At 47.6% G+C, this 11,887-nt stretch carries 12 protein-coding genes, 1 tRNA gene and 1 pseudogene; 1 reads left to right on the top strand and 13 read right to left on the bottom strand.

The annotated features are described in order from the left end of the window. Window positions 1-104: 104 nt before the first annotated feature. The 6 genes from ACJ8MK_RS24015 to ACJ8MK_RS23990 all read right to left on the bottom strand — a co-directional run bounded on the left by ACJ8MK_RS24015 (window position 105) and on the right by ACJ8MK_RS23990 (window position 6,552). Window positions 105-1,247: a hypothetical protein gene (locus tag ACJ8MK_RS24015; RefSeq protein ID WP_442518102.1), complete on the bottom strand. Its 1,143-nt coding sequence runs from the start codon at window positions 1,245-1,247 to the stop codon at window positions 105-107. A 54-nt stretch (window positions 1,248-1,301) separates the two neighbouring features. Further along, entirely contained in the window at window positions 1,302-3,047 is a 1,746-nt protein-coding gene (locus tag ACJ8MK_RS24010) for a hypothetical protein (protein ID WP_442518101.1), read from the bottom strand. A gap of 684 nt (window positions 3,048-3,731) precedes the next feature. Then, window positions 3,732-5,867, bottom strand: coding sequence for a DUF927 domain-containing protein (locus tag ACJ8MK_RS24005; RefSeq protein WP_442518100.1), 2,136 nt, complete (start codon window positions 5,865-5,867; stop codon window positions 3,732-3,734). Beyond that, complete coding sequence (locus ACJ8MK_RS24000) at window positions 5,864-6,178, bottom strand: DUF4222 domain-containing protein (protein ID WP_442518099.1); 315 nt, start codon at window positions 6,176-6,178, stop codon at window positions 5,864-5,866. The genes ACJ8MK_RS24005 and ACJ8MK_RS24000 overlap by 4 nt, the downstream gene beginning before the upstream one ends. A gap of 4 nt (window positions 6,179-6,182) precedes the next feature. Then, window positions 6,183-6,371: a hypothetical protein gene (locus tag ACJ8MK_RS23995; protein WP_196354537.1), complete on the bottom strand. Its 189-nt coding sequence runs from the start codon at window positions 6,369-6,371 to the stop codon at window positions 6,183-6,185. After that, window positions 6,358-6,552 carry a host cell division inhibitor Icd-like protein gene (locus ACJ8MK_RS23990; RefSeq protein ID WP_442518098.1) on the bottom strand — a complete coding sequence of 65 codons (195 nt, stop codon included), beginning with the start codon at window positions 6,550-6,552 and terminating at the stop codon, window positions 6,358-6,360. Before ACJ8MK_RS23990 ends, ACJ8MK_RS23995 begins: the two co-directional genes overlap by 14 nt. Window positions 6,553-6,742: 190 nt before the next feature. Between ACJ8MK_RS23990 and ACJ8MK_RS23985 the strand changes: the two genes are divergently transcribed. Next, window positions 6,743-6,928, top strand: a complete 186-nt coding sequence (locus ACJ8MK_RS23985) for a YlcI/YnfO family protein (RefSeq protein WP_045134685.1) — start codon at window positions 6,743-6,745, stop codon at window positions 6,926-6,928. Window positions 6,929-7,078: 150 nt separating this feature from the next. Here ACJ8MK_RS23985 and ACJ8MK_RS23980 read toward each other — a convergent pair whose 3' ends face one another. From ACJ8MK_RS23980 to ACJ8MK_RS23950, 7 genes and pseudogenes are all read right to left on the bottom strand, one after another. After that, window positions 7,079-7,600: a BRO-N domain-containing protein gene (locus ACJ8MK_RS23980; RefSeq protein ID WP_442518103.1), complete on the bottom strand. Its 522-nt coding sequence runs from the start codon at window positions 7,598-7,600 to the stop codon at window positions 7,079-7,081. Between the two features lie 311 nt (window positions 7,601-7,911). Next, complete coding sequence (locus ACJ8MK_RS23975; RefSeq protein ID WP_442518097.1) at window positions 7,912-8,067, bottom strand: hypothetical protein; 156 nt, start codon at window positions 8,065-8,067, stop codon at window positions 7,912-7,914. Further along, entirely contained in the window at window positions 8,060-8,854 is a 795-nt protein-coding gene (locus ACJ8MK_RS23970) for an antA/AntB antirepressor family protein (protein ID WP_442518096.1), read from the bottom strand. The genes ACJ8MK_RS23975 and ACJ8MK_RS23970 overlap by 8 nt, the downstream gene beginning before the upstream one ends. A gap of 103 nt (window positions 8,855-8,957) precedes the next feature. Next, complete coding sequence (locus tag ACJ8MK_RS23965; protein ID WP_442518095.1) at window positions 8,958-9,155, bottom strand: helix-turn-helix transcriptional regulator; 198 nt, start codon at window positions 9,153-9,155, stop codon at window positions 8,958-8,960. Window positions 9,156-9,269: 114 nt separating this feature from the next. Then, window positions 9,270-10,088: a hypothetical protein gene (locus ACJ8MK_RS23960; RefSeq protein ID WP_442518094.1), complete on the bottom strand. Its 819-nt coding sequence runs from the start codon at window positions 10,086-10,088 to the stop codon at window positions 9,270-9,272. A gap of 68 nt (window positions 10,089-10,156) precedes the next feature. Beyond that, window positions 10,157-11,335: pseudogene (locus ACJ8MK_RS23955) on the bottom strand (tyrosine-type recombinase/integrase). A 164-nt stretch (window positions 11,336-11,499) separates the two neighbouring features. Then, a tRNA-Thr gene (locus ACJ8MK_RS23950) sits at window positions 11,500-11,575 on the bottom strand. Window positions 11,576-11,887 lie beyond the last annotated feature (312 nt).

The following is an 11,887-nucleotide window of genomic DNA, read 5'->3' as shown; positions in this document are numbered from 1 at the left end:
ACGAACCAGCTTCATCGCGGGAATTCATAACCCCTCCATTAACACAACATTATTAATTATAACTCCAACAAAAGCCCCTTGCTAAGGGGCTTAATCTAAGATGATTAAAGAGAGCTTTTTTTTGCACCCTCGATCTCTGCCTGACACACATCATCATTTGTAAATGAGTACTGGAGGTAGACATATCCTTTAGAAGAGCTGTTAGCTCTGGCTTCAATAGAGATAGTGTCAATATTATTTTTTAGCGGCGTTTCTTTTGCTCCCTTCCAGGTTGCAGATAAGAAGCGCTCTTTTTTGTTTAGCCCCATCATCCAGTCCTGAGGCTCTTTCCAGATTGAACCTGCCAGCAAAAGGTCTGTAGTTTCAGCCTTTCCATACAGTGAACTTAGAGAATTACTCAATTCCTCAAACTTGGATTTAAGAGCCAACCCATAGCTATCAGTATCAATATTTTTTCCTAGAGCCCGTATTTGACATAAGCCAGCTTTAGGCGAGATCAACAAACCATACATTTCAAAATCTGCGTTTTGCTTTGGTAGTTTATCGGAAGTATAGAGATTCACGCTGTCTGGTAGGGGTTTTAACTTTGCCCCGATCATATCTTCGATATTTTTCTGAGTCAGACCAGCCTCAAGACCAAACGGGCCTTCAGCAGGTGGCAACAGTGGGGGTTGTTCTTGAGTAGTTTTAGCAGTTGCTTCCTTCTTGCCGCTGGCGGTTGCTGCATTATTCTCAACAGGTGCTAACTTAACTTCAGCGAGCCCATACTTAGCGGTAAGATATTTTTGCTGAAGCATAGCCATGCTTTGCTCTTCAGTGGCAACGGCTGATAGTTTCAGTACCTGAATCAAACCACCAGTGTACTGGCTGGCATCTGCTTTAGCTTCGTTGATTTTAACAGTCAGATTATCGATCTCTGTTTTAATAGAGGCCGCAAGCTCAGGGTCTGGCTTGGTACCAGAGACAACTACATCAATTTTGGCACCGGACTCAATAGCATTTATACGCTGTTCTAAAAGAGCCTTATTCGTTCCCAAAACTTCCAGTCTTGCGGTGGTTAAATTCTTGATCAGCCCACCAGAAAATTGTTGATCAACTTCTTTCGCTGCTGAGATTTCGCCCTCAGTCTGTGATAGCTCAGTCTTAAGAGCCGCAACTTCCTGTTTTTGTTCCGGGGTTAACTGTTGTGGCCCACACCCGGTTAACATCGTTATGCCCACTAATGTCGCAATCAAAGTTTTCTTCATATCCCTATCCCAATTGAAAGTATTCGGATTAATCCTATCAGGAAGTTAGACGTATTAGAATTTATCAGTCTTGGTCATATTCAACGCCTGATGAATGTCCTCCGACTGTTCCTGCTTGATACGCCTTACCAGCCCGTCTGCATCCACGCCGCCAGCGGTTATGTTGTAGTGGTTTGTCTGGTTAATGGTTCCCCCAGTGTGGCTGCTGGTGGATGAAACAACAGGAGCACCATAGCCACTGAGGTACTGCACGGGGTCGTAATTCATCCCGCCGCTTATGACGCGTGATATGTCACCTTTGGAAAGATAATTGCCCCCGTTCTCATGATCGATAATCCCCTTCATGAGATTAACCATCGTCTGGGTATCGCCTGCAGATATCACCGCATTAGGATCTAAGCCTGTTTTTTTCGACAGCGCCTGAATGTATGCTCCAACGTTGTTGCCATCAGATGACGGGGCGTAGGTCTTCACGATGGAGGATATGGTATTTTTCCCGCGTTGAAGATAGAGCCCCAGCTGGCGATGAAGTGCCGCTACGCCCTCGTCCATAGAATCAAAAGTGGCAAACCTTCCCCCGGGGCCACCTTCCAGCGAAGCGCCACGCTGACCCGCAAAATTAAGATTGCCAGGATTATTGTTACGGATCCCCCGCGGGAGCGAAGTACCACCGTTAACCTGTCCTGTGATACCAGGCAAGCCGCCACGATTATCAACCCATTTTCCTCCGTCCCAGTGTGCATCCCCCTTACCCATGAGAGCATCGCCGAAATCTCCCCACGTCTGGGCAGTACGCAAACGCTGGAAGTAATCAAAGTTCCCAAAGGCAGTATTCAGTGCACTATCCAGCAAGGGTTCAGTCATGTAAGCCGTACCTGCAGCAAGAGCCAGCTGGGGGACCATTCCTAATGCACTTCCTCCTGCAGCCGCCGCCGCGGAACCGCCACCGGAAAACTTAATTGCTGCCCCGCGGGTGAATAAGCCTTTCAGCAACGCCGCAGCCCCAAGCGTACCACCAGCCATTGTGCCGTAAGCCAGCGCCTTGGATGCCCCCGGGTTATCCCTTATAAAATCAGAAATGATACCCAGTACATCGTTAATCACCGGGTAAAGGTCGGAGCCTATACTTTCGGCCAGTTGCCCGAACTGGGTTTGCAGCATCCCCATACGCTGAATAAACAGTTCGGTATCTGCATCCAGATTTTCAGGCATATTCCTGCCGACCTGCGCCCAGGACTGCATGGATTTATCCAGGTGTTGAACACCAGCATTCAGAAACGCCTGTGATTTTTCATCCTGTCCGATTGTCGAATTAATTAACTGCTGACGCAGGGTTTGATCCTGCTCCCTGTTTACAGCATCCAGGTAATAGCGAACTGCAGCCAAAGGATCACGTTTATACTCGGCGTTGAATTTTTCAGGTGAAAATGCTCCGCTGATGTACGCTTTCTCATTCAGGGTATGGCTGTCAATCGCGAACTGCAGCTGCTTCATCTTCTGGATAAACCCGATAGCGTCATTCCCGTTTCCGGTCAGCATGGCGAATGAATGCTTTAGCGCCCTTATTTTCTCTACCGCAAGGCCGGTATTGCGTGAGAGATTCATCATGCCCTGTACAGTATCCGCCAGATCACTGGTAACCGCCTTGAACCCCATCCCCGTTCCGGTCGCTGCAGCAAGCTGGAGCATGCTACTTTTTATCCCGTTAATCGTGTCACTGGCCTTTCTGAAAGAGCTGGCATCAGTTTCCAGCTTCAGGGACATCAATAATTCATCTATCACGTTTGAACGATCGCTCATTTCCACTCCTGAAAAATTCGTTATATACACAGAAAAGTAGTCAGCCCAGTTGGACCATTTAGCCCAACGCACTTAACTTGTTGATTTAACTGAATGCACTCTGTTTTTTTTTGGGCTAACTGTTTAGGGGTTTGGGCTAAATTTGCGGATTTTTGGGTTGGACCAGCCCTGCTCTGAAGATTAGTTAGCCCAGAAACCTGAATATTTAGCCCAAACACACCAATATTTAGCCCAGAGTTAGACCAGCTTTTGGATAAGGTTTATATAAATAACAATGAGTTAATTAGTTCACCAGCACTCTGGTCTAACTGGGCTAACTGTTTTATGCCTCGCGTGTGAATCTTTGTCCTGACCCTGCATTTGTTTTCGGTGCCAGGAATAGCGCGTATAGATATACAAAAAGTGGTTGCCTCAGTTGCCTCATTGCCTCAAAAACCACAACCAATTGATTTTTAGATGTTTAATTTTCAAAGTTGAGGCAACTCATGGTCGATTTGAGGCAACTTGCGCTGAAATCCGGTTGCCTCAGTCTGTAAGTTGCCTCAAAACACGCCTTATTTGCCTCAAACAGGGTAGTAATTGCCTCAGAGTTGCCTCAATAATCTTTGTAAAAAACCATATATATTAGCTAGTTAGAAAATCCAACAAGCTCTGAGGCAACTGAGGCAACTAATAAGCACTTCGTTACTGCGTTTTTTCTTCAGCCAGTTCAGGGGCAAACAGCAAAACATAAGTCCATGGCTGAGCATTATTGAGATGCTTTAACCGCGGCGTTTTAACCTGCCACCCTTTCCCGTGGGCAGGCTTTTTCAGCATCCCCGACTCACTGAGAATTCTTGCGACCGTGTCCTTATTAAAGCCCTTGGCTACTTCATTCTTGAATGGCGCTGGCAGGACATAAAACAGAACCGGTTCGTCAAAGTCAGCTCCTTTATCCCTGTAGCCGTACAGTTCGTGAATCGGCAGATCACGCGGATCATAATCCAGCGGAGCAAAACGGCTCATGCCGTACGCGTTGAGAAAGGCTTCGCACTGTTCAATGACCTGCTGGTATTCCTTGTTTCCGGTACCGAACTCGCGTACCCAGGCATTAAAGCTGTGCTGTATCGCGTCACGGCTGGTCTGTGTGTCCCATCCGGTTATCATTTCCCCCAGCACCAGCGCCGCCTCAAGAATCGCAAACCGCGCGCCTACACGGTGAACCTGTTCCCCATAGTCGGCAGGAATAAGACTGCGCCAGCGAGCCTCTGCCGCCCGCACAGCGTCTTTCGCTTCCTGCTGGTGGTCAGCCAGCCATTTCACCCATTCACGCCCTGCAGCGCCGTGCTGGTGCTGCCAGGCATCCTTCAGCGCGTCGGCGTGCTGCTTCCCGTTCTGGTATTCCTGAAAATGAATGGCCTTGCTCAGCGGAATATTCAGAAGGCGCACCAGTTGCCCCGCTTTGGCCTTGCGCCCCGCTCCGGCAATGAAGGTTTCTAAATCCACCTCCCCCGTACTGATAGCGATAGTTCGCCAGCGCTTCAATTCACGGTTTCCGCCTTCCTTTGCGCCCTGCAGCTTGCCCGTGCCGTTAAACAGGGCGTAGGCCGACTTATAGACCTCCACAGGGTCAGCACCCTGCCCGATTTCATCCAGAGGCATCAGCGCGTCATTGTGGGCCGCTGCTTCGTTTGCCAGCCCCAACGCCGTCCCGTACCACGTCAGGCGCAACAGGTCAGGATTTCCGTACAGACTGGCGGCAACGTTGGCGGTCGTGGTTTTACCTGCACTCGACTGCTCGTAGAAATGCAGCCCGAACCCGTCAGCCTCCACCAGCCCGATTAGCGGCGCGGCCAGCGCTGCAGCGATACCCGTCATCATGGAATAATTCCCCGCGGCTAAACGCCCGATGCTTTCACGCCAGCCCTCTGCAGAGCCTTTTACCGTGTAGCCGGCTGCAGCAGAACTGCGGCCGTTAAACAGAACAGGCGCTGCAGGTGTCCCGATGATTTCACCGTCAGGCATGATATAAGCGCCATGCTGCCAGCCCGTGGCGTGTGAAACCTGCCATACGTCACCGTTGCCGGAACGCTGCAGCCAGTCAGCCAGAGTTGCACGGAGGCCTGTTTTGGTGGTCACGTTAACGCCGCCCGCTTTTAACTTGCGCCAGCCCTCCCGCTCACCGATATCAGCCAGGGGAATGGCCTGTGTGGTTTCAGTCGATGCGCCCTGCGCCAACCAACGCAATATCAGGAAACGCTCGGTACCATCCGTACCAATGCCGATCACATCAAGCGGGGAGCACAGCCAGCTCTCGCGGTTGAACACTTCACCTGTATCACGGTCTGTTTTTGGCTCTACCCAGTAAATACCATCTTTGCGGCTCGATACATGAGGCTTTAACGGGTCTTTAAGGCTCTCCGTATTAGCTGGCAGGTGCTCCAGAATCCCCACCTCCAGAACCTCTTTTGCTTCACGTATGCGCTCAAGGTATTCACGCCAGTTTTCAGGATTCTGGTCAGGAATGCCCTTATAAAGTTTCGCGTCCTGAACTCCTGCTATTGCGAGTTTTTCGCCAATAGCATTAATTAGAATCGGTTTAATATCGCCCGCAAGATAGACACGCACGCAGCGGCGACCCTGATCAACGATATTCAGGTTATGCAGTTCAGCCAGTTGCTTACTGCCCAGATAAATCGGTGGTGTGGTGTCATGAGCAATTTGCTTACCCAGGCCTTCTTCCCACCCTTTGGCATGTGCATAGGCATCAGCCCCTGCAAAAATGACCGCCTCAATAAATTTATCTTTTGGCAGGTGCTTTAAATTCGGTGCATTTTTCATTTTTGCTTTCCCCGTTCCTGAATAATTTCCCGTACAACCCTGATCCTCTCTGCCCCCGTAACGCTCGTGACTCTGCTCAAATCACTGCTTTGCGCTGGTGGAGCTTTGGCAACCAGCCGAAAGTCACGCCTCAACCTTTCCGGTGAGCAGATACATGGGGAGGAGTAACCCTCCCGGTAATAAATCACCCTGTTCCGGGCAAATTCAGAAACAGTAACGACAGAGCCATGCTTGTCTTTCCATTTATCGCCAGGTCTGATCTCAGGCTGAGTTTTGCCCCCGGAACTTAATCCGGATTTAATTTTCTTCATGGTGTTACTCGCTTACGGCTGCAGGGGGAATAACCGTAAAACCAGCCAGACGTGCGGTTTCAATAAATCCCTCAAGGGTTGCCAGATGTTCGTCAGAGCGAACAGCCTGTTCACGGATGATCTCGCCGTTCTCAAACGTTACCAGCACACGGCCACTGAATTTCTCAGCCTGAACGTATTTAGTTGCTAGCATGATGCACCTCCACCAGCCTTGTACGTGCCATGAAGATGATCACGCAGCCTGAAGGGGTTAGCTCCCGAGCCTCTCGCTCAGTAGAGGCATCCACAGACAGGATTTCACGGGTTGAGAGGCCAAGCGCCAGAAAGCGCCATGTAAATTTAGGGTGAGTTTTGGTACACTGCGGCACAGCCATAGCGTTATCTCCGTTAACGTCGTGGTAAGACGCCTCGATAGTGTTCCCGCACTTCGGGGCGTCGCTACTTAAAACCTTACAATACGCAAGGTGGACTCCACTATAGATTAAAGGTGGAGTCCACGTCAACGATTTACAGTGTGTCTGAAATGCGTATACTGTACTCCACCTATTGCAAGGAGAGTCAGTAATGGCAACGGGTACAAAGAATGCGAAATCCCAAAAATTACAAGCTCGCGCACCACACGAGTTGATTGAAGAGATGGAAGCATTGAAAGAACCTGGCGAAAGCACTGCGCAATTTATTGTTGCCTCATTAGAAGGTGAAATTAAGCGCAGACAGCGCCGTAAGAAAGCAGATACGTCAGAAGATTGATCCGCTTGGTACCCAAGGGCGAGGCCGCGAACCTCGCCCTTTTTATTGGCGATATCAAAGGCCGTCATTTTGCTGGTATGTTTAACGTACCAGGCAAAAGGAATCTGCTCGATGCAACACGCCGTAATTTTAGCGCCTTTGATTGAAACGTTATTCATCGCTTACGTCCCCCAGAAAATCAGGCTGATACTTGCGCCATAATTCTGCTTCTTCGCTCTCCAGCGCCTGTTTTACCTCCTTGCAACGTTGCAACTTGTACCCGCGTTTACTGGCCTCATGCTGGTACGCCGCCATACGCTTGCTGAAATCGTTCAGGAACGCGAACGGCACACCATAGGAGCCAGTTTTACGGATCGAAGGTATTACCTCACCGAATACCCACTCGCTGAATCGGAATGCCGCCGAGCCCTCTGTCGAGGCCTTTCGGCTTCGGGCAATCAATTTGTAAAAACCAGACTCAGAAACGGCAATCATCCGCTGAATACCTCCAAGGGTAGGTATTGAATACTCCCCCTTTTCCTGTGCGCCCAGACGGCGCAAAGGTACCAGATGATCGGCGATTTCCAGCGCCGCACAGACATCCTTAACAATGAACCAGGGTTCGCCATTGCTCTTAACAATGCGGACTTTTACACCCTCAAAGTTGATTACTGAAATATCATCAGGGCTGATTTTGGGCTGAGTTTGGCCCTGACCAGAAAGGCCATATTTTTTCTTTGTCACTTTTTACTCCGCTAAAATTTTGCTATCACACCAACGAACAGATACCTGCCTGCTGTGTCTGAAAAAAATACCATGTCTCAACATGACGGGTTGATTAATCGAAATCAGATACATTCCTGCTGAAACCGCAGCCTGCAGCCGGTTCAGCTTTTATAGCCCCAGAGTAGTTTTCCAAGACCCGTATGAAGCCTGGCTCCATATTGATTATTAAAAATCAGCTAAACCCGTTTTTTTCACATTCACGAAGAACCATGAATTCATCAAAACAAGCGGATACGAAGACGACGAATTGCAGCCGCAACAGTTCCTTTAGGTCGCTGGTGGGCTTTATCCACCATAGCGAACTTGACCACTCTTTGCCCTTGATACTCCACCAGCGGCATACGGCTGTTTTGTACAGTGATGGAATTACGCATAACTGACCTCCATGCGACGGGACAGCCAACGCTGAGAAAGACGCAGCAGCTCCGCTTTGCGTTGTGGGTAATCCTTCCCCAGTTCCAGTAAAGTGATGTTGGTCTGCTCGAGGTATGAGAGGTGCTCAAGCTGAGCCGTATTCATACTGTCACGAGGCTCACCAGCAATACCGTTCACTTTCGCCCACTGTTTGGCTGTCATACCGCCCAGTACGATACGCGCCAACATGTTTGATTCGGTGGTGTAATGGTGTTGCAAGGTGGTTTTACCCTGGTCAGCACGGTAAGCCTCCAGCGCCGCGCACATTGGTTTGAAGTAACTTGCGACGGTAATACGGGCTTTTAACTCCCGGCGCAGTGCTGCGGCCTTTTCCGGAGCTCTCCTGCGTAGTTCTTCCTCACATTTTATGAAGTAGTGCCGTATGGCTCGCCCCTGTTCCGTGCGTTCAACCATAGACAACTCTTTCCCCATATGCAGGGTGATCAAATACTCATACATAATTTGCTGGCGAGATTTTGAGCTCGCCGAATTTGGCGAGCTCAAACTTTCTACAACCTCAAAATCAATTCCCTCAGTAAAACCGTACTCAGCAATTCGACCTTTAATCCAATTGGTAAAATCTCGCCTTACCCCTAAAGCTGAATGCAATGTTCTAGCGTTCACAATATCAGAGGCATGACGTCCGATAACCCCTGTAATAACCGGGATCATTTCTGCGAAGTTCTGCTGTTCATCGTTTTTAGCGTGAGCGAAGCCCTGCCCAAAATGGGCATGATTTTTTTTCATGATTTTTACCTGTATCGAAAGTGTTAGTGAGCTATCGCGACAAACCAATTCTGAGGGATAGTTAACGCAAGTGCTCGCAAGAAATTCCTGTGGGGGTGTATTTTTAGCTTGCCCCCTTGCGCGATGCTTCTATGCGCTCGTTTATCCACTCATCAACTTCACTTTCAATAAAGGCTATTGCACGAGAGCCAATTTTGATCGATGCAGGGAAACGCTTGTCAGCCATGAGGCGATACAGCCATGCCTTAGAATATCCAGTTCTACGTTGTACCTCTGGAAGCCTAATGAGATTTTCAGACATGTTTTCTCCAATCACAGTTTAGAAGCCAATAGACTTAACAATAATTAGAGATACTAGCGGTAAATGTTTGCTTAAAGTGGGATTCCCAGTAATTTACTGGGAATCCCAAGGAGATTAATCATTGAAAATTTCTAAATATTTATTTAATGTTTTCCTATCTATTGTCTTGTAATCATTTAGGAAATTCTTTAAGGCACTGTCTTTAGCGCTACTTTCAGCCCATAACTTTTCCAAAGATTCAACTATATGGTTTACAGACGAATTAGCAACATTGACACCTAATTTAGGGTTGGCAGCGATCAAGAAAGATAGAAATCCTTTTGCTCGCTGCTTGTTAAAGCTCTTAGGTTGTTCAAAGGAGTGCCCATTAACTTCGATAAGGCTCATCCCCCCTTCCTTTAAGAGATTTAGTTCATAATTAGAAATCAAAAAATCAGATTTATTAAACTCATATTGCACATCCAAATTGAAACCACGAACACTATAACCACTAGTCGCAACTATGTTTTCCGAACGCGGAAAAAGGAGAAAATCTGTAGATAAAGAACCATATTCTGAAATTAAATCACTTTCATAGTATTCAATATCCTTTTGAGAGAAAGCTACCAAACCACTTAGGTGTGCAGTTGCTTTTACTCCATGCTTAACAAAGGCTAATTCTTTACAAGAGGTATAACTAGATGAGTACTCCAACAGGATACCATTGCTCACTTCGTCAGCATTACCCCCCATATGCGAATAGGAATTCCCATCAAAAACTGAGTCAGGCCCGATATGAGCATCCTCACAATTAAAACCACATCCTAAAGGTGGGATCTTCACGCATAGTTGCAGTAGCCCAATAACTGCATAATGTATTAAATCATCAATGTCACAACCTGCATTCAGTGCGGCTTTTTCAAGTGAATAATATTTTCTTAGTGGTAATGGCATTATAACCTCGCTTAAAAATTTTCTAGTCCGCATCTACCTAGCTAGATGAGAACCTCATATAAATAGGCTCAATACGACGTCCATTCCTCAAGACGATCTGCATACCACTGAAGCATTTCTCTACGTCCTTCAAGATACTGAGCGTGGTTGTATGTACCGCGGATAGCATTCTTATCTATGTGCGCCAGCTGTGTTTCAATCCATGCTGTGTTGAAACCTTTTTCGTGCAGGATCGTACTCATGGTATGGCGGAATCCATGGCCAGTGACTCTGCCCTGATAACCAATACGCTTGAATACTTGATTAATACTGGCTTCACTCATTGTCTTACGTGGGTCATTACGTCCAGGGAAGACCAAAGGATATCGGCCAGTAAGTTCATGGACGCGAGAGAGCACTGCGATAGCTTGTTTTGACAAAGGGACAATATGCGGACGGCGCATTTTCATTCGTTCTGCAGGTATTTCCCAAGTTTCGCCGTTGAGATCGAACTCTTCCCATCTGGATGCTCGAAGCTCACCTGTTCTAACCCCCGTCAGTATTAGCAAATGCGCGGCAAGCACCACCAGCTCACTACCTGAATATTGCGATAGAGCGTTGAAGAAAGCTGGCAGTTCTGTAGCAGACAAAAAGGGGTGATGCTTGGACTGGTGGCCTTGCATCGCAATGCTTAGGTCAGGGGCGGGATTATACTCAGCGCGCCCCGTTACTATGGCATAGCGAAAAACTTCACCGCAGCGTTGGCGTACTTTTTTGGCTTTTTCTGTTGCTCCCCTGGCCTCCATTTTCCTCAAAACCTGCAATAGTTCCAGAGGTTTAATTTCTGAGATAGCTCTATCGCCGATAAAAGGAAAGATGTCTTTGTTGAAAGCCTCAAGGATGTCAGAGGCATATCCAGCAGACCATTTCTTAAGCCTGCTTTCATGCCATTCCAAAGCAATTTCTCTGAATGTGTTTTTTACTGCCAGAGCCCGAGTGATTTTTTTCTCTCGCTTAGATACCCCCGGATCGATACCCCCAGCGATACCCCTTTTCGCCTCATCACGTTTTTAGCGAGCATCAGCAAGGGTAACGGCAGGATAAACGCCCAGCGCCAAGAGTTTCTCTTTGCCATCTACACGGTATTTTAAGCGCCAGTAGCGAGCACCATTGGGGTTAACAAGCAGATAAAGCCCACCGCCATCAGCCATCTTGTATGGCTTATCCTTTGGCTTAGCGGTCTCTACCTGTCGAGCGTTTAGCTTCATTGGGGGTATCTCCTTTAGACCGAACAGCATATACCCCCGGATATACCCCCAAAATGATGTAGATTAAGGGGTACTTCGCTAGACCTCAAAATAATGAGAAAGGGCGTAAAGCTAGAGTATATAGGGTTCTAGAGGACTTGAGTAGACTTTGAGAGATGCTTGAATGGTGCCGATAATAGGAGTCGAACCTACGACCTTCGCATTACGAATGCGCTGCTCTACCAACTGAGCTATATCGGCATCGAGCCGGGCCTGCGGGGCAAGCCGGAAGTGCGTTGAACAAGGTAGACCTATGCGCGGAACGAGTCAATAGTCGCCGTAGCGTTTGGTTGTTTTGCAAACACCTATTCTAGAGCATCAAACATTCCTTCTTTCAATATATAGAACGAAATATTTTATTAATTACATTGATTTCCCCTATGGGGGGATTCAACTAATATTAAATCAAAATAAACTAATTTCAACCATATAAAATAGCCATGTCAGACCATAAAAAATTAAAAAATAATTACAGCTAAAAATCATTGCATTTAAAAAATGCCATCACAATAC

This window comes from Serratia sp. CY38905, assembly GCF_052168875.1.
GTDB lineage: Bacteria > Pseudomonadota > Gammaproteobacteria > Enterobacterales > Enterobacteriaceae > Serratia > Serratia sarumanii.
This window is presented reverse-complemented; position numbering and strand designations above follow the sequence as displayed.